At 69.8% G+C, this 19450-nt stretch carries 8 protein-coding genes and 1 pseudogene; 6 read left to right on the plus strand and 3 right to left on the minus strand.

Annotated features, from left to right (window positions below; translation table 11 throughout):
• Positions 1 to 157 precede the first annotated feature (157 nt).
• A complete protein-coding gene (locus tag OG407_RS38600; RefSeq protein ID WP_405864477.1) occupies positions 158 to 11077 on the plus strand; it encodes a LamG-like jellyroll fold domain-containing protein in 10920 nt (3639 codons plus the stop codon).
• 2 nt (positions 11078 to 11079) lie between these two features.
• On the plus strand, positions 11080 to 11793 hold the full coding sequence (locus OG407_RS38605; protein WP_405864479.1) for a hypothetical protein: 714 nt from the start codon (positions 11080 to 11082) through the stop codon (positions 11791 to 11793).
• Positions 11794 to 11859: 66 nt separating this feature from the next.
• On the opposite strand, the gene OG407_RS38610 is transcribed toward OG407_RS38605, so the two are convergent.
• Together OG407_RS38610 and OG407_RS38615 are read right to left on the minus strand one after the other, a co-directional pair.
• On the minus strand, positions 11860 to 12324 hold the full coding sequence (locus OG407_RS38610; protein WP_405864481.1) for a DUF6114 domain-containing protein: 465 nt from the start codon (positions 12322 to 12324) through the stop codon (positions 11860 to 11862).
• The gene (locus tag OG407_RS38615; protein WP_405864483.1) at positions 12324 to 13022 is read right to left on the minus strand and encodes a DUF6230 family protein; all 699 of its coding nucleotides are present in this window, start codon (positions 13020 to 13022) and stop codon (positions 12324 to 12326) included. Before OG407_RS38615 ends, OG407_RS38610 begins: the two co-directional genes overlap by 1 nt.
• Positions 13023 to 13751: 729 nt before the next feature.
• Here OG407_RS38615 and OG407_RS38620 point away from each other — a divergent pair.
• Entirely contained in the window at positions 13752 to 14405 is a 654-nt protein-coding gene (locus OG407_RS38620) for a Tat pathway signal sequence domain protein (RefSeq protein WP_405864485.1), read from the plus strand.
• A 49-nt stretch (positions 14406 to 14454) separates the two neighbouring features.
• Here OG407_RS38620 and OG407_RS38625 read toward each other — a convergent pair whose 3' ends face one another.
• The gene (locus OG407_RS38625) at positions 14455 to 15399 is read right to left on the minus strand and encodes a lytic polysaccharide monooxygenase (protein WP_405864487.1); all 945 of its coding nucleotides are present in this window, start codon (positions 15397 to 15399) and stop codon (positions 14455 to 14457) included.
• Positions 15400 to 15735: 336 nt separating this feature from the next.
• Here OG407_RS38625 and OG407_RS38630 point away from each other — a divergent pair.
• The 3 genes and pseudogenes from OG407_RS38630 to OG407_RS38640 all read left to right on the plus strand — a co-directional run.
• A pseudogene (locus OG407_RS38630) lies at positions 15736 to 17193 on the plus strand (S8 family peptidase); the annotation flags it as partial.
• Positions 17194 to 17525: 332 nt separating this feature from the next.
• A complete protein-coding gene (locus OG407_RS38635) occupies positions 17526 to 18173 on the plus strand; it encodes a ScbR family autoregulator-binding transcription factor (protein ID WP_405864489.1) in 648 nt (215 codons plus the stop codon).
• Between the two features lie 22 nt (positions 18174 to 18195).
• Positions 18196 to 19422, plus strand: coding sequence for a damage-control phosphatase ARMT1 family protein (locus tag OG407_RS38640; RefSeq protein WP_405864491.1), 1227 nt, complete (start codon positions 18196 to 18198; stop codon positions 19420 to 19422).
• Positions 19423 to 19450 lie beyond the last annotated feature (28 nt).

The raw sequence follows: 19450 nt of genomic DNA on the forward strand, positions 1-19450 counted from the left end.
GACTTGCAATGTACTGGTCAACCTTGGTGTGTGATGCGGTCTTTGGCTCCATTGGCCCGGGATATACGGCTGTCCCGGTCCGTCGTCCCGCTGATAGAGATCCGGCTGTCCGGAGTTGGATGTGGGGTACCGCTGGGGGGCAACGACGATGGGCCGCTTGTGGAGATCCGTCCGGCATGTGTCGACGGCACTGAGAGCGACGGCGTTCGTGGCGGTCGCCGCACTGGTCGCGGTGCAGGGCGGCCAGGCCGCCCAAGCGTTACCAGGAACGGCGGCCACTCCCGCCACCCCGGCACAGCAGACCGGTACCGCTGCGGGCGGGAAGCACACGGTCCCCGCCTCGGCGACGAAGAGCAGGGCCGGAACCACACTGCCCAACTCCGAGCCCGGCCAGGTCAAGGGCGCGGTGGGCGCGTACAAGGCGCACGGCGCGAAGAGCGGCCCGGTGAACTCCGGCAGCAGGATCCACAAAGCCCCGAAGCCCGTCGCCGCACCGGCGACGAAGAAGCATCGGGGCTTCGTCGCGTCCACCAGCGTGGAGCAGCCCAAGCTCGACACCGCCACCACGACCGTCTTCAGGAACGCCGACGGAACCTACACCGCGCAGGTCCATACGCACGCGGTCAACTACCGTAAGGCAGACGGAAGTTGGGCGCCCATCACCGCCGCCACCAGCACCCCCGCCGGCCCCCCGGGAACGGCCGACGCGACCTCCTACCGGACGGCGGCCGTCGCCGCGGGCAACCCGACCGGCCAGGGCAACGCGTCCTCCTCGACCTACGTCGAGTCCGGCGTCACCCAGAACTTCAACGGCAACGGCCAGCTGTACGTCGGCAAGTACCAGAGCCACGACTACAACTCGTTCCTCCAGTTCAGCGGCCTCGGTACCCAGTTCGCCAACGACTACGTCGTCAACTCGACGCTCTGGCTGGACACCGAGTTCTCCGGCCTGGACACCTCCGGCACGTGCTCCGCCCAGGCGGTGAACGTATTCCCGGTCAGCGCCTCCTGGGACCCGGCGAAGATCAACACCTACCCGGGCCCGGCCTACGGGTCGCAGGCGGGCAGCGCCTCCTTCGCGGCCGGCACCGACTGCTCCAACGGCCGCCAGTGGGAGGGTATTTCCCTCGACACCAAGACGGTCATGAACTGGGCCCATGGCTGGGCGCCGAACTACGGGCTCGCGCTCACCGCGGCCAGTACCGCCGCCGCGGCCAAGGAGTTCTACGCCGACGACCCGTACCTGGCCATCGAGTACACGCCCAATGGCGCCGGCGCCTCCTACTCCGAGGTCAGCTACGCCTCGCCGTGGAACAACCAGCCCGGCTGGGGCAAGGTCACCGTGCAGAACCGCGGTACGGCCACCTGGACCCCGACCAACGGCTACAAGCTCTCGTACCAGCTCTACACCGTCTCCGGCACCACCCGCACCCTGCTCACCAGCCCCGCCTCCACCCCGGCCGCGATGCCCTCGGCGGTCGCGCCGAACAAGCCGGTCACCGTCACCGCGTCCATCCCCGCGCTCACGGCCGGGCAGACCTATCTGATCTGCTGGGACATGTCCTACAACGGGACGCTGTTCTCCACCTACGGGGTCCCGCAGACCTGTTACTCCCTGCCGGTGGTCAACAACCCGCCGATCGTGGACACGTTCACGCCCGGCAACAACGGCTCGGTGTTCAGCCTCACCCCGACGCTGGCCGTGACCGCGCACGACCCGGACAACTACCCGGGTACCGCACTCAGTTACTCGTTCAACGTCTACGCCAACGGTTCGACCACCGCGCTGGCCTCCTCGGGTGCGCTCACCACGCCCGCCTGGACCGTCCCGGCCGGCAAGCTCGCGTACGGCAAGACGTTCTACTGGACCGCCCAGGTCGGCGACGGCAACGCCGCCTCGCTGTGGTCCGCGCCCGACTACTTCACCATTCCGGCCGCGCCCCAGCCGCTCGTCACCGCGCATCTCGGCGCGGCCCCCTACGACGCCACCGTCAAGGGCGTCGACCCGCAGCTCGGCGACTACTCGACGCAGACCACCGACGCGACCATCCCGGGCCCGTCCGACGGCCCGACGCTCAGCGTCCAGCGCACGTACAACAGCCTCGACCCCGGTGTGTTCAAGGCGTTCGGCGCGGGCTGGTCGTCGTTGCTGGACATGCGCGCCACCGAGGACGCGGACGGTTCCGGCAACGTCGTGATCACCCTGGCGGACGGACGCCAGGAACGGTTCGGCGCCAACGGCGACGGCACCTACAGCCCGCCGGCCGGCGACTACGCCGTCCTGTCCGCACCGACGGATGGATACGGCACCTCCGGCTTCATGCTGACGGAGAAGTCGGGCACACGGTACTTCTTCCAGGACCAGAACACCGATCCGGTCACCGGTCAGACCTACTGGGGTCTGACCCAGTACGGCAACCGCAACGGTCACGGTCTGGACATCCAGTGGCTGCCCGTCACCCTCACCCTTCCGGACGGCAGCACCATCAAGCCCGAGGAGCCGACGGGGGTCGGCTACAACCTGGATCAGGACAACGGGTTCAACGCCGGTGACCACAACACGGCCGACATGCCTGTCACGCTCCAGCTCACCTGGGGCATCCAGCAGGTCACCGCCTCCGACGGCACCGTCAAGAACGTCCCGCACGTCGACAAGGTCACCTCCAAGCCGGGCCTGTTCGCGACCACCCGCAACCCGTGGGCGTACGGCTACGACTCCGCCGGTGACCTCACCTCGGTCTGTCCGCCCGCCACCAGCAGCACCACCGCGTCGGCCTGCACCCGGTACAGCTACACGTCCGGCTCCGGCTCCGGGTCGCACTTCGCCTCGATGGTCCTGGACTCCAACCCCACGGACTACTGGCGGCTCGGCGACGCGACCGGCTCGGCCACCGCCAAGGACGGCGTCGTCGCCAACGAGGGCACCACCGACGCCACCGCCGCCAACGTCACGTTCGGCCAGGCGGGCCCGCTGGCCGGCACCTCCGCCACCGCGGCCTCCTTCAACGGCACCAGCTCCTACCTGGCGCTGCCCGACAACCTGCCGGCCAACAGCAGCAACCTCGCCGTCGGCATGTGGTTCAAGACCACACAGGCGGGCGGCACGCTCTTCTCCTACCAGAGCGGAAAACCCGGTACCTCCGTCACCTCCGGCTACGTCCCCTCGATGTACATCGGCACCGACGGCAAGCTCCGCGCCGAGTTCTGGAACGGACACGCCGCACCGATGGCCTCGCCCAACGCCGTGAACGACGGCAAATGGCACTACGCGGTGCTGTCCGGCGCCCGTACCGACCAGACCCTGTACCTGGACGGCGCCAAGGTCGCCACCCTCACCGGCACCACCATCAGCTTCGGAGCCTGGCCCTACACCACCGTCGGCGCGGGCGAACTCGCCGGAACCTGGCCGTCGGTCCCGACCGGCAACGCCCTGGGCTGGTTCAACGGCCAGATCGAGGACGTCTCCTTCCTCCAGCACCCGGTCGGCCTGCCCGCCGTCCAGCAGGAGTACGCCTCCGCCACCCTCGCCGCCCGCGAACTGACGGGCAGTACCCTGCCCTCCGGCAAGACCGCGCTCGCCGTCGGCTACGACGCGCTGACCGACCGCGCGTCCACCGTCACCGACGCCGACGGCGGCGCCTACCAGCTGGCCACCCCGGTCACCACCGGCAGCAACGACTACTACTACGGCGCCGTCCGCGGCACCCGGCCCGCCCACGACTACCCGATGACCGAGTCGTCCGGTCTCACCGCCGCCGACCAATACGGCGTCGACCGCCCGGCCGGCGGCGCGTCCGACGGCATCTACAACGACGTCATGCTCGGCGAACCCGGCATCTTCGGCCCCGGCGGGGACTCCGCGGCCGGCTTCAACGGCACCGACTCCTCCCTGTCACTGCCCACCGGAGCCCTCGACGACAGCAGCGGCAACGCCTCCGTCGCTCTCTGGTTCAACACCAAACAGGCGGGCGGCGTCCTCTTCTCTTACCAGAACGCCCCGATCGGCTCGGTGCCCACCAGCTACACCCCGGCCCTCTACATCGGTACGGACGGCCTGCTGCACGGCCAGTTCTGGGACGGCACCACCTCCCCGATGGCCTCCAAGGCGGCGGTCAACGACGGCAACTGGCATCTCGTGGTGCTGACCGCGAGCGGCACCGGCCAGACCCTGTGGCTCGACGGCCAGAGCCAGGCCACCCGCACCGGCAAGACCATCGCGGGCCAGGTGAAGACCTGGGGCGAGACCACGGTGAGCGTCGGCGCCGGATACATCACCGGCTCCTGGACGAAGCCGCCCACCAACGCGCAGGGGTACTTCAATGGCGAGATCGGCCAGGTCGGGATCTACCAGACCGATCTCGGCCAGAGCAGCGTGGAGGCCCCGCTCGGGCTGTACACGGCCAAGGGCTCGGCCACCCTGCTCACGCCGTCGACCACGGTGACGGTCACCGATCCCGCGCAGCACACCGAGACGTACACCTTCGACCCGTCGAACGGGAACCGCACCACCGCCATCACCGACGCGGGCGGCGGCCGGACGACGTACGCCTACGACTCCCTGGGCTTCCAGGACGCCGTCACCGACCCCGACGGGCACTCGACCAGCCGTCAGCACGACACGTACGGCAACGTCCTGGCGACGACGACCTGCCGCCAGCCGAACTCCTGCCAGACCTCGTACTTCAGCTACCACACCAACGCGGCCGACCCGATGGATCCGCTCAACGGCAAGGTCCTCTACGCGGCCGACGCCCGCTCCGGCGCGACCGGCACCGCCAACCCGGCCTACCGGACGGCCTACACCTACACCCCGTTCGGTGCCTTGGCCTCGGTCACCACGCCCCCGACCCCGGACCACCCGACTGGCCGGACGACCAGATACACGTACTACAACGACAACGAGTCCTTCACGGACAACTACGGCGTGCCGTACACCGAGGTGTACGGGATGCTCGCCACGGTCACCGACCCGAGCGGCAAGGTCACCCGCTACCACTACTGCGGCACCGAGTGGGACGGGAAGGTATGCAGCGAGAGGGACCCGTCCGGCCAGATCACGTACTACCTGAACGACACCCTCGGCCACCTCACCACCAAGGCGGTCAGCTCCGACACCTACCCCGTGACGTTCACCTCCACCGGCGCGCCGGCCGGCGGCGTGCAGACCCAGTACACCTACGACCCGCTGGGCCGGACCCTCACCGAGACCGGCCCGGCGACCACCGACGCGGTCAGGGGCGTCACCCACACCCCGAAGACGACCTACACGTACGACGCGGACGGCGATCTGACCGGCACGTCGACCGCCGACACCACCGGCCAGGACACCACCCGCGCCACGACCTACGCGTACGACGACAACGACCGCGTCAAGACCGTCACCGATCCGGCAGGCCAGGTCACCGCATACACGTACGACACCTTCGGCCGGAAGACGACCGAGACGAACCCGGCCGGCACCGCCTACCGGTACGCCTACTCGCCGACGGGTCAGCTGCTCACCACCACCCTGCTCGGCTGGACCGGTGACCCGACCGCGCCCTCCGACCCGACCGACCTGGTCGTGGAGTCCCGGGCCTACGACCCGGCGGGGCGGGTCGCGTCCGTCACCGACTCCATGGGCCGGACCACCGCCTACAGCTACTTCGACGACAACCTGCTCCAGTCCCAGACCGACGCCTCCGGCACGTCCGTCGCGACCACCACCAAGGCCTACGACTACGACGCCGCCGGCAACATGACGTGGGAGTGCGACGTCTGGTCCGGCACGGCCTGCCTGAAGCAGACCCAGTACACGGTGGACGCGGCCGACCGGACGACGAAGACGGCGGTCGACCCGTCCGGTGTCAACCGGATCACCGTCAACACCTTCGACCCGGACGACAACGTCCTGTCCCGCGTCCTCACCGGGGGCGGCCAGACCCGGCAGATCGGCTACTCCTACGACGCCGCCGGAAACCGGACCGCCCAGTCCGTACGGACCGACACCACGGGGCCGACCGGTTACTGGCCGCTCTCCGAGGGTGCGGTCACCGCCGCCGACTCCTCCGGCAACGGCTTCACCGGCACGCCGTCCACCGGCACCTCCTGGGGGCCGCCCGGCAGTAACTACACGTCGTTCAACGGCACTTCCGGTGCCGTCCTCACCAGCGGCACATCCGTCGTGGACACCACCAAGGCATTCTCCGTCTCGGCGTGGGCCTACCTGAGCGCCACCAGCACCACGAAGGACTTCACGGTCGTCAGCCAGCAGGGCGCCCAGAACAGCGCCTTCCAGCTGGAGTACAACCACACCACCAAGTCCTGGGCCTTCGTCCGCGCGAGCAACGACACCACCACGGCGACGAGTTACGTCGCCAGCGCCCCCGCCGCCGCCACCGCCGGCACCTGGACCCATCTGGTCGGCGTCATGGACGCGCTCGGGAACCTGAGCCTGTACGTCAACGACGTCGAGGTCAGCGGCGACTGCCTCAACTGCACCCTGGTGACCGACCCCACGCCGATGGCCAGCACCGTGGGCGTGGCGATCGGCCGGGGCAAGGCCGCAGGCGCCTCGGTCAACTGGTTCGCGGGCCGGGTCCGAGACGTCCAGCTCTACGGGCGCGAACTCAAGCCCAACGAGATCGGCCAGCTCTACGCCTCGGCCACCACCACCGGTGAGTCCCCGGTCACGGTGGGAGCGGCGGGCTGGTGGAAGCTGGACGACGGTGAGAACCCCTCGGCCGGCGACCACTCAGGCGCCGGGAACGCCGGCACGCTGAACGCCTCGACGAGCTGGTCGACGGAGAACGGCGGCTCCGCCGTCTTCGCCGGGGCCGGCCAGATCGCCACCGGCGGCCCGGTGGTCGACACCACCAAGAGCTTCTCGGTGTCCGCGTGGGCGAAGATCACCACGACCCCGGCCGGCACCTGGCAGACGGTCATGGCCCAACAGGGCACCCAGGCCGCCGGGTTCTCCCTCGACTACAACCCGACCGCGGGCCGGTGGGCGTTCGACCGGGCCACCACGGACGTCGCGTCCCCGACCCTCGCCGGTGCCACCTCCACCGCTGCCCCCACCCTCAACACCTGGACCCATCTGGTCGGCACATACGACGCGAGCAGCGGCAAGATGACGCTCTACGTCAACGGCACCGCCCAGAACACGGCGACGGACACCACGCCCATCGCGAGTTCAGGACCGTTCGTCATCGGCCGGGGATACACGGCCGGCGCGTCCGCCCAGTACCTCAACGGCTCGGTCGGCAACGTCCAGACGTACAACCGCGTCCTGTCCGCCACCGAGGTCGCCGCGCTGCACACATCGGCGGCCGGCACCGCGGGCTCCGCGCCGCTGACCACCACCTGGAGCTACGACCAGCGCGGCCTGCCGGTCACGATGACCGACGCACGCGGCAACGCCGCCGGCGCCACCGCGTCCGCGTACACCACCACCTACGCCTACGACGAGGACGGTCGGCTCACCACCACGTCCTCGCCGCCCGTCAGCACCGAGACCGGAGGGGGCGCCGCCCAGCAGACCGTGGCCGTCGCCGAGTCGGGCTATGACACCTTCGGCGAACCGGTCGAGACCGACGACGCCGACGGCGACATCGTCACCACCACCTACGACCTCGACGGCCGCGTCCAGGCCGTCTCCCAGCCGGCGTACACCCCACCGGACGGCTCCGGCACGATCACCCCGACCACCTCCTACACCTACGACGCGCTCGGCGACGTCCACACCCAGACCGACCCGCTGAACCACACGGCGTCGTACGTCTACGACCAGCTGGGCGATCGCGTCCAGCAGACCCTGCCCGGCGGCCTGGTCACCCACGTCGGCTACGACACCGACGGCGAGGTCCTCAACAGCACCGACCCGACCGGAGCCAGGACCGAGGCGACCTACGACGCGCTCGGCCGCGAGGCCACCAGCACCCAGGTGGAGCGCAGGCCCGCCCCGGCCGCGTACACGACGAAGTACGGCTACGACGGACTCGGCGACCTCACCTCCATCCAGGACCCGCTGGGCAACACGGCCACCGCGACCTACGACGCGCTCGGCGAGACCAGCACCGTCACGGACGCCCTGAACAACACCACCTCGTACGCCTACGACGTAGCCGGACAGGTCGCCAGGACCACCGCCGCCGACGCCACGGCGGCCACACAGAGCTACGACCAGGCCGAGCGGCTGGTCGCCACGGCCCAGCTCGACGCGACCGGCGCCACCCTGGCCTCGACCTCGTACGGCTACGACGCGGCGGGCAACCAGACCTCGGCCACCGACGCCCGACAGCACACCACCACGGCGACCTTCGACGCGCTGAACCGGACCGTCAGCCAGACCCAGCCGGTGGACGCGAGCACGTCGATCACGACCGCCTTCGGCTACGACGCGGCCGGCAACGAGACCCGCTACACGGACGCCGACAAGAACGCGACCTACTACACCTACAACCCGCTGGGTGCGCAGGAGACCAGCGTCGCCCCCGGCGTCACCGGCCTCACCTCGGCCGCGGACCGCACCACGACGTTCTCCTACGACGCCGACGACCACGAGCACACCATCACGCGCCCCGGCGGGGTCAAGCTCACCGAGTCCTACGACGACAACGGAATGCTGACGGCGGAGGCCGGCAGCGGCGCCGAAAGCGCCACCGCGAGCCGTGCCTTCGGCTACGACGACGACGGCCGCCTCACCTCCGTGTCCGCACCGACCGGCACGGACACCTTCACCTACGACGACCGAGGACTCGTCCTCACCCTGGGCGGCCCCAGCGGCACAGCGAACTACGCCTACGACGCCAACGGCGGAATCAGCAGCCGCACCGATGCCACCGGCACCGCCACCTTCGGCTACGACGCCGACGAGCGGGTCAACAGCGAGACCGACCCACTGACCGACACCACGGCGACCCTGACCTACACCCAGCTCGGGCAGCCCAAGACCGTCGCCTACGGCACGAACGGCGCCACCCGCGGCTACGACTACAACGCGCTGCACCAGCTCACCTCCGACGTCCTGAAGAACCCCTCCGGGACGACGGAGGCATCGGTGGCGTACACGTACAACCCCGACGGCCAGACGGCCACCCAGACCACCACCGGCACGGCGGGCTCCGGCACCAGCACCTACGACTACGACTACGCGGGCCGCCTGAAGTCCGCCACCACCGGCTCCTCGACCACCGCGTACGGCTACGACGCCAACGGCAACCGCACCAGCGCCGGTACGAGCACGGCCGCGTACAACGCCCGCAACGAGCTGACGTCCGTCACGTCCGGCTCTACCACCAGCACGTACGGCTACACCGCGCGAGGCACGACGTCGAGTGTCACCTCGGGCGGCGCCACCACCACGTATACCGCCGACGCCTTCGACGAGTTGACCGCCACCAGTGCGGGCGGCGGCTACACCTACGACGGCCTGGGCCGCCTGGCCACTGCCACTTCCGGCGGCTCCACGCACACCTTCAGCTACGCCGACGGCACGAACAACGCCGTCTCCGACGGCACGCAGGACTTCGCCCGCGGCGCGGACGACGGCCTGCTGGCGGTGAGCGCGGCGGACGGCACCTCCCCACGGCTGGCGCTGACCGACAGCCACGACGACGTGACCGCCACCTTCACCGCCACCGGCTCGGCGCTCGCCGGCTCCACCGCCTACGACCCCTACGGCACACCCACCTCCACCAGCGGCAGCCGGACCGACCTCGGCTACCAGTCCGGCTGGACCGACCCGGGGACCGGCTACGTCAATGCCGCCGCCCGCTGGTACAACCCGGCCAACGGCGACTTCACCAGCGCCGACACGGTGAGCAACCCGCCCACCCCGGCCGTCAACGCCAACCCGTACGCCTACGGCGACGACGACCCGTTGGACGCCACGGACACCTCCGGCCACGACGCCTGCACCAGCGACGACATCAAGGCCCAGGAGGAGGCGTACGAGGCGCAGCAGGCCTATCTCAAGCAGTGGCAGGCGGGTGCCTGGGACCGGATGGAGAAGTACTCCCAGGAGGGGCACCAGGCCTGGGAGCGGGAGAACGCCCGGGAGATGGCCCGCAACGCGGCCGACGAAAGGGCCCTGCAGCAGCAGATCGCCGACCAGGAGCGGCAGTTCCAGAACGAGTTCGACGAGGCGATGAACTGGCAGCCGTCGACCCACTCGACCGGCCAGGGCTCGGGATCGGGCAGCGTCTCCTACGGCAACTCCTATGGCTCGTACGGCTCTTCCGGTTCCTCCGGGGGCGGGGGCAACTACTCGTCCCTCTACTACGGAGTCGCGCTGGGCGGCGCGCTGTCCTACGGCTACGGCGCCGCGAGTTCCGCGAGCGGCGGGGCCGCCGCCGGGGGACTGGAGGCGGTCGGCGACGTCATCTGGGAGGAACTGGCCTCCGCCAGCGCCGAGGAACTCCTCTTCGGCCTGGTCCTCGCAGCCTCGGCAGCCGACGACTGCGGCGCCCACGGAGTTCCGACCCGCCCCAAGAACCAGAACCTCGGCGGCGTCAACACCACCCCGGTCATCGGCACCACGCCGGACGAGGATGCGGCCGCCGCGGCAGGGCATCTCGCGACCAGTTCGACGGCCGGCGCCGATACCGAGACCGCTACGGCCGACAGCGGAGGACTGGGCGGTGGCGGGGGAACCGGCGGGGGTACGACCGCGGTCGGGGCCGAAGGATGCGATCCGGGCGAGATCCTGACGTCGGTAGGATGCGAGGACCCCGACGACACCATGAGACGCGCGGTGAAGGAAACGTACGACCAGCTCCGGGCGAATCCCAGCATGGCGCTCTCGGAACTGTCCGACGCAGAATTGGACTACCTGATGGACAACCCCGGGATGGGGCAGGCGAACTTCGGAAAGGCCCTGGAGCGGGCGGTGGCCAGGCACCCGGACGTCAAGCCGTACTTCATGCAGGTGGGAGGCGCGTCCATGCCGGACTTCGTAGGACTCCCCAACCTTGAGATGTACGAGATCACCACGGACACTCTCGCTCAGATGATCAAGCATTTCGCCAGGTCGTATGTGAACCCCATGACATACATCACCTATCCCAGCGTTCCGTACGGATTCGGAGTGTTCTAGCGGTGCAACCGTCCAGTTACAAGAAGCTGCCTGGCAGCACCGGTGCGCTGCGGGCGGTGCCCGGCACGGTGGTCGAGGACCTGCATCTCGACGGGTACGAGATTTTCGGAGGATCCGCGGAGGCCGTCGACGATCCCCGGCGGCGCCCCGTCTTCCGCCGCGTCACGCTGCGCGACTGCAAGGCGCGGGCCTGCACGTTGGAAGGCGCGCTGCTCGACGAGGTCACCGTTGACGGGCTTGTGGTGGACGACGACGAGCTCCTGCGCGTCGCGGCATGCGCGTTCCGGCGAGTGGTGCTGCGCGGGGCGATCCGGAACCTCCTGGTCGTCCCCGGTCTGGGCGTTCACCCCGGGCTTCCGCAGCTGTACGACCGGGCCAACGGCGAGCACTGGGTGGAGCTCCTCAGCGAGGGAGACTGGGCGCTGGACATCTCCGAGGTCTCCGGAAGCCTGAGCCTTCGACCCGGAATCCCTGCCCGGCTGATTCGACGGGATCCGCTCACCCAGGTGGTGATGACGTCCGAACAAGTCGCGAGCGGTGCCTGGCGGGCCGTCCGCGGAATCGAGCGGACTCGTCTCCGTACGCAGATCCATGTCTTCGGAATGTCCGGCTGTCGCGACACGGTACTCATCGTCGACAAAGCGTCGGCGGACCTGGCCGAGCAGGTCGACATGCTGCGGGAGCTGCAGAGAACCGGCGCGGTTCTGCCGGACTGAATAGTCTCTGGCCCGAACATGGGGAAGAGACGGACCGAGGGTCGTCGGCCCGCCTCTTGCGCGGATTCAGGCAGGCTCTCCCGCACCGTCCCCGAAGCCCTGCGCGGCAGCCCGCGCCACCTCGCGCCGCTTGCGCCGCTTGCGCCGGCTCACCCGCGGTTCCTGGTCCGGCAGCCAGCCGAAGATCATGCAGCTGCCGACGGCCCCGAGGATGAGGCCGACGAAGAAGCCGCCCAGGTTGGAGGTGACCCAGCTGCCCAGGGAGCACAGGATGCCGACGACGGAGTAGAAGAGGCGTTGCGAGGGGCTGAAGAGGGTCAGCAGGCCGCACAGCACCATGACCGCCGGCAGCAGATAGCCCGCCACACCCTGCATGCCGACATGGATGATGACCGCCAGGGAGGCCTTCTCGGTGAGCAGGATCCAGCCGCCGCCCAGGGTCAGCAGCAGGCCGCCGAGGAAGGGCCGATGGGCCCGCCAACTACGGAAGGTGGGCCGCCACCCCTGATCTGGAGTGTCTGTGCCGGACATCAGCAACCTGTGTCGCTGAAGCTGAGTTTCAGGCCGGGAAGCGTGAACGTCCCAGCGGTCGTCTTGTAGTTGGTCTGCCGCAGGTTGCCGATGTGCACGGTGTCGGCCTGCTGGCTGAAGACGCCCGCCGGTCCCTGGACCCCGGCCTTGTCGAGGGTGCTCGCGTCGTTGCCGATCTCGATGTTGTTGAACGACGCGTCGCCCGACAGCAGGGTCGAGTCGGTGGTCAGATCGGTCGCCTGCACCTTCGACGAGCCGCTGCCCGCCTTGATGAGCAGGTTGATGCCGCCGAGGTCGACACTCTGGCACAGGCTGTCCAGCGTCGCCTTCTTGATCGCGGAGGTGACGACCAGCACATCGCCGCCGGTGTCACCGGCGTTCGGGCTGTCCTTGATCATGTGGTCGAGCGCACCGAACTGCTCGAAGCCGGTGCCGTCGAGCGACTTGGCGGTGACCGTGAAGGGCATGCCGGAGATGTACATCGACACCCCGAGTGCCCCCTGGGCGGTCAGGACCGCGAGGCCGGCGAGGGCCGCGGTGGCCGGGACGGCCATCACGGCGGCCCGGCGGCCCCGGACCCGTCCCCGTCTCGGTGTCCCTCCGGTGCCCCCGGTGGTGTCTGGTGTTTCGGAAAGAGAACCGCTTCCCGGGTTCTCAGGCGTGTTGTCGGCGGACGAAACGTCCGGGGACTCGGCCATGTCTGCTCCCATGTGCTGCTCTGGTTCAACGCGAGTCGATATAGAAGTGGCGCGTTGTCCTGGCGCGGACAGCGAGTGCGGCGCAGCCCTCCTCGCAACTCCCGGCGGATGCAAGGGCTTTCAGGTTACGCAGCAGTAGCCGTCGACGAAGTTACCGGGGGTTACATTCGAGGGTCAAGGGAGTTGTGAAAAAAGAGTGTTGGTCATGCGCCACCTGTGAGGCAAGCCCTTCCCGGACTTCCGCAAAGCCTCGACTTGTACATCAACTTGCGCTGCATCTCTTGACGTTGACGGACACTCAGGTCTACAACTCTCCCTTGTTTGCCGGATCCGTGGCGCCGGATCCGCCGCGCGGCTCAAGCCGCGTTCCCGGACTTCCCTGCCTACGGGGGCACTTCACCGCCCCCCAGAGTCCGAACCCCCCGCGGCCCGGCACGGCCGCTTTCCCCCTGGCCCGTGCCGTCCGCCCCACCGCCCGGCCCGGCCGGAGACCCCCAACCCCCGCGGGCCTCCGGCCGGTGACCGGCCGGCCGCCGCCCCGGCCCGTCACGTACGGAGAAGGCGTAACGGGTCGGCGGCGGCGAACTCGCGTCCCCCAAGGCGCGGTTGCCTCACCCTCGGAAGTCCCCCAAGCCGCCGTCGACCCATCCTCGGAAGTCCCCCAAGTTCCCCCACCCCCCAAAGAACCCCCCGGTTCGACCCTCCATCTCGAAGAAGAGGTACACCCGCATGCGTACTCGCACCGTCCTCACCCTCGTCGGCTCCGTCGCCGCGCTCACCCTCCCCTTCACCGTCCCGGCGTCGGCGGACGGCTCCGCCGTGCTCACCACCGGCAGCCTCGGCGGCACCGCCGTCGCCGTCGGCGATGTGCTGACCGCGCCCCTGGCCACCGGCACCAGCGCCACCCTCTACTCCAGCGCGACCGGCACCAGCGGCATCAAGTGCACGACGTCGCAGTTCACGGCGACCGTCACCGACAACCCGACCGCGCCGGGCACCGCCACCGAGTCCGTCTCCGGGCAGAGCTTCGACAGCAGCAGCTGCACGAGCAACGTCCTCGGCGTCACCGGTGTCACCAGCATCACGGTCGACAACCTGCCCTACACCACCGCGGCCGTCTCGGACGGCACCCTGACCGTCACCCCGGCCAGCGGCTCCACCATCCAGACCACGGTCAAGCTGAAGACCCTGCTGGGCAGCATCACCTGCGTCTACCAGGCGCCCAGCCTGAGCGGTACGGCCTCCAACACCGACACCAGCATCAACTTCACCAGCCAGGCCTTCACCAAGACCTCCGGCTCGTCCCTGTGCTTCAGCGCGGGCTACTTCACCGCGAAGTACGCCCCGGTGACGGACGGCGGCGCCGCGGTCTACACCAACTAAGGAGTACCGACCAAGGAGCAAGTAGGGCCTGTACGCGTCGGGTTGGAGTTCAGCGTCGACGCAGTCGCAGGGCCAGGGCGGCGCCCCCGGTGAGGACGAGCACCGCGGCGGCGCCGCCCGCCACCATGGGCGCCGAAGGACCGCTGGACGCGGCGTCGGTGTCGGACGCCACCGGACTGCTGCCCGGCGCGGTGCTCTCCTCGGCCGGGGACGCCTTCTGCGCCGTGGCCGATTCACCGGCCTTCGCCGAAGGGCTCGCGGCGGTAGGGGACTTGGCCGTGGACGACGACGGACTCGCCGACTTGTCCTTCGAGGCGGCTGTCTCCTTCGAGGAGGACGAAGAAGCGGTGCTGCCGCCCGGGAACACCACGTCCGAGCACGAGTAGTACGTGTCCTCGGTACTGCTGTTCTGCCAGATGGTGTAGATCAGTTGGCGCCCGGTCCGGCCCGTCGGCAGCGTCGCCTTGATGCGGTACGCGCCGCCGGTCAGCGGCGGGTCCTTCACCTCGGCGAACGGCGTCGTCGGCAGCTCGGACCAGGTCAACGGCTTCGACGCGTCGTAACCGGCCTTCGTCAGATACAACTTGAACGTCCCGGTGTGCGCGATCGTCGACGCGTACGTCATCGTCAGCTTCGCCCCCGGAGTCAGCCGCGTCGACGGCCAGTCGGTGCGCGCGAGGTTCAGCCCCTTGTAGTCGGCCAGGCCACCGCTGCACAGCTTCCCGTCGGGGATCAGCTGCCGGTCCCGGCCGTTGATGTCGGGGACCCGGATGTTGTCCCAGAAGGTGAAGGGCCCCCCGTTCGCCGCCACGGCCGCCGTGCAGGCCGTCGACCCGGCCGCGCTGCCGCCCTGTGGCGAGCAGGCGTAGACCCGGCTGACCGGATACGTCGGCGCCCCGTGCGCCTGCGCCGGACCCGCCGCCCAGACGGTGAGCAGCAGCGGGGCCATGGCGGCGGCCGCCATGGCAGTGCGATGTGCGGTCATCCGGGACATCCGGAACGTCTCCTCGGCCGGGGGCGGCAACGGTCTGTTCGTGCAATACGCGAAGCGGGCCCGGCGCGTTCAGTCCGTTCCCCTGCCGCGATTCGGGACGCACCCGGTCAACGGCACGATATTCAGGGGTGGTTTCCGGCCCGATCGAGGGTTTCCCCCGTATCCGCATGGCCTTCTCTTTGCCTATCGTTTGACCACAGCTGACCCATAGGCAACCCCTTTCGAGGCGGCCGCCCGCGCCCGGCGCTCTCGGGTTCGACCCCCCACCGCTTCGACGGCGAAGCGCATCGACCGCCGCTCCGCGCTGCTTGGAGTACGGCCACGAAAGGCAAGCCCTTGCGCACTCCCACGGCATTCCCCACCGGACGGACCCTGATATCCGTCGCCGCGGTCTCCTCGGCCCTCCTCGTCACGGCCGTCAACGCGGTCGCCGTCGCCCAGGTGCCCCCCACCCGCGCCGCCGCACCCGCCCTGCCCGGACAGACCGAGGCTGCCCCCGGCACCCTCGCCGAGCGCCTCATCGTCGGCTACAAGTCCGGTGCCGCGGAGGCGAGTTCGAACCGCGCCGCCGAGGCCGACGCCACCGCCAAGGGCGAGGAGACCGGCGAGAGCGTCGACTTCCAGCGCCGCCTCGGCACCGGCGCCGCCCTCGTCGGCCTCGGCGACGCCCGCAGCACGACCGAAGTCGCCGACGTCATCGCCGAGTTCAGGTCCGACCCGCAGGTCTCCTACGTCGTACCGGACCGGCTGAACACCCCGCAGGCCGACCCGAACGACACCGGGTACGGCAAGCAGTGGGACCTCTTCGAGTCCACCGCCGGGATGAACGTGCCCGCCGCGTGGCCGACTTCGACCGGCAGCGGTGTCACGGTCGCCGTCATCGACACCGGCTACGTCGCCCACTCCGACCTCGCCGCGAACATCGTCGCCGGCTACGACTTCATCGGCGACACCACCGTCTCGGCCGACGGCGACGGCCGCGACGGCAACCCGGCCGACCCCGGCGACCACTACGCGGCCAACGAGTGCGGCGCGGGCATCGGGGCGAGCAACTCCTCCTGGCACGGCACGCATGTGGCCGGCACCATCGCCGCCGCCACCAACAACGGCAAGGGCATCGCGGGCATCGCCCACGGCGCGAAGATCTCCCCGCTGCGCGTCCTCGGCAAGTGCGGCGGCTACGACTCCGACATCATCGACGCCATCACCTGGGCGTCCGGCGGCAGCGTCTCCGGCGTCCCCGCCAACGGCAACATCGCCAAGGTCATCAACATGAGCCTGGGCGGCGACGGCGCCTGCACCTCGGCCACCCAGAGCGCGATCACCGCCGCCGTGAACCGCGGCACCACGGTCGTCGTCGCCGCGGGGAACGACAACGACAACGTCGCGAACCACTCCCCGGGCAACTGCGCCAACGTCATCTCGGTCGCCGCCACCAACCGCGCCGGCGCCAGGGCGTCCTACTCCAACTACGGCTCCGGCGTGGACATTTCGGCCCCGGGCGGCCAGACCGGCACCGGCACCGCCAACGGCATCTACTCCACGCTGAACTCCGGCACGAAGACGCCGTCCACCGAGTCGTACGCCTACTACCAGGGCACCAGCATGGCCACCCCGCACATCGCGGGCCTGGTCGCGCTCATGAAGTCGGCGAACTCCGCGCTCACCCCGGCGCGGATCGAGGCGGCCATCAAGGCCAACGCCCGTGCCCTGCCCGGCAGTTGCTCCGGCGGCTGCGGCGCCGGTCTCGCGGACGCGGCCAAGACGGTCCGGGCCGTGAGCACCGGCAGCGGCAACGTACCCTCCGCCCGGTAGTCCGGCGGCACAGGGGATCCACAGAAACCGACCGACTGACCCGTACGGCAAGGCGCTTCTTCGGAGCTGCCTCGCCAGGGCGGTCGGTCTTCTGTTTGGCCGGGAAGTGGCGCTGACACGTGCCACAGCAACCGAAAGTGGTCAAGAGCCGGGGCAGGGGTGACAGAGAGACGCAAGTGATGGGAACGTGAGGGGTGTTGGTGGTCTTCGGGTACAAGGTCGACACCGCCGGACGGTGAGCTACTGTGTACAGGGGGTAACAAAAAACGGCATGGGCCGTTGTTTTTCCTTCATCGGGAGTGTTTCAGTCGATGGCGAGGCAGCTACGGGCCGAACAGACCCGCACAACGATCATCACGGCCGCCGCCGAGCTGTTCGACCGGCAGGGCTATGAATCCACCAGCCTGAGCGACATCGTCGACCAAGCCCAGGTCACCAAGGGCGCCCTGTACTTCCACTTCGCGGCCAAAGAAGACCTGGCCCACACGATCCTGGAGATGCAGGCCAAGGCCTCGCGCCAGATCTCCACGGAGATGGACAGCAGAGGCTACTCCTCACTGGAGACGTTGATACGTGTCACTTTCGGCATGACGCGGCTGGCCGTCGACGGCCCCATCCCACGTGCCGGACTCCGGCTCGCCGCGGGGGAGATCGAGGTACGGCCCCCGATGCCGCACCCCTTCGCCGAGTGGCTGGACATCGCCTCCCGCAAACTCACGGGCGCCGTCGCGGAGGCCGACGCACACGCCGACACCGACGTGGACGCCGTGGCCCGTACGCTCGTCGGCCTCTTCGTCGGCATCCGCGTCCTGGGCCGCACCCTGGAACCGGTGGCGTTACAGCCCCGCAGAACGGCCGAGATGTGGCACCTGGTGATCCGCGGGCTGGTCCCCGTCCCGCGCCGCGCCCGTTATCTCAGCCTCGCCGCGCGCCTGGAGCGGGAGATCGAGACCGACTGACCCGCCCGGTACGGTGAGGCGCATGCCCGACACCCCCACCGCGCCCGTGATCCTCGGCAACGAGCCCGGCTCGTTCCCCCGCAGCGTGCTGGCCGAACGGCACCCCGCGATCATCCAACAGGTCCGGGACGCCTTCCCGTACGGCCCCGGGCAGCACCGCGCCCTCGACGCCCTCCTGAAGAACTGCACCGAGGGCACGATCGAACCCCTCCCTCTTGACGCCCCCGACCATGACCAATGGGCGGCGTGGGGCACCGACACCTACGCCGGACAGTCCTGGTACGACGTGCCCTGGCTCTGGTCCGAGAGCTATTTCTACCGCCAACTCCTCGACGCCGTCGGCTACTTCGGCCCCGGCGCCTGGCAGGGCATCGACCCGTTCCGCCCCGCCAAGCGCGCCGAACTCGACGCCCCCGAGACGGACGAGGAACTCGCCGCACTCGACGAGCTTGAGGCCAAGCCGCCCGAGAAACGCGCCAACTCCCTTCTGCACGGCTCCCTTTGGGGAAACCGCGCGGACCTCGGCTTCCGCCTCTCGGCAGCGGGAGCGGGATCAGACGGGGGCGCGGGCGCTGAGCCGGCCGAGTCGCAGGCCCCGGTGCCGGCCCTTGTGGCCGACGACAGCGAACTGCTCTGGTCACTCCTCCCCGGCCCCGGCACCCTCTGCCTCGTCGCCGACAACGCCGGCCGCGAACTCATCCCCGATCTGCTCCTGTTGGCCCACCTCCTCGACCAACGGCGTATCGAACGCGCGGTGTTGCACATCAAGCCGCACCCGTACTACGTCTCCGACGCCACGACCGCCGACGTGGTCGACGCCCTGCACCGGCTCGTCGGCGCGCCGGGTGCGGCGGCGGCGTACGGCCGCCGCCTCTGGTCGGCGATGGCGGACGGCCGTCTCACCGTGCGCGCCCACCCCTTCTCCTGCGCCCCGCTGCCGTACGCCGAGATGCCCGCCGACCTCCGCGCCGAGTTCGCCGGGGCCACCCTGACGATCGTGAAGGGCGACCTCAACTACCGTCGCCTGGTGGGCGATCGCCGCTGGGCCCCCACCACTCCGTTCGCCGACGTCACCGCGTACTTCCCGGGCCCGGTCGCCGCCCTGCGCACCCTCAAGTCCGATGTCATCACGGGCCTGGACGCCTCCACGGAGTCCGCGCTGGTCGCGGCGGAGGGACAGCGCTGGCGTACGGGCGGCACGCATGCGCTGATCCAGGTGCGAGGGGTGTCCCCGGCGCCCGCCGTGTAGTTGGCTCGGGTCACTGGCGTTCTTGTCG

This window comes from Streptomyces sp. NBC_01515 (assembly GCF_045040345.1).
Classification (GTDB): Bacteria; Actinomycetota; Actinomycetes; order Streptomycetales; family Streptomycetaceae; genus Streptomyces.

Excerpts from the sequence above, each read along its gene's own strand:
- OG407_RS38610 (WP_405864481.1), bottom strand. The coding sequence starts at position 12,324 with ATGTCCGGCACAGACACTCCAGATCAGGGGTGGCGGCCCACCTTCCGT.
- OG407_RS38615 (WP_405864483.1), bottom strand. The coding sequence starts at position 13,022 with ATGGCCGAGTCCCCGGACGTTTCGTCCGCCGACAACACGCCTGAGAAC.
- OG407_RS38620 (WP_405864485.1), top strand. The coding sequence starts at position 13,752 with ATGCGTACTCGCACCGTCCTCACCCTCGTCGGCTCCGTCGCCGCGCTC.
- OG407_RS38625 (WP_405864487.1), bottom strand. The coding sequence starts at position 15,399 with ATGTCCCGGATGACCGCACATCGCACTGCCATGGCGGCCGCCGCCATG.
- OG407_RS38635 (WP_405864489.1), top strand. The coding sequence starts at position 17,526 with ATGGCGAGGCAGCTACGGGCCGAACAGACCCGCACAACGATCATCACG.
- OG407_RS38640 (WP_405864491.1), top strand. The coding sequence starts at position 18,196 with ATGCCCGACACCCCCACCGCGCCCGTGATCCTCGGCAACGAGCCCGGC.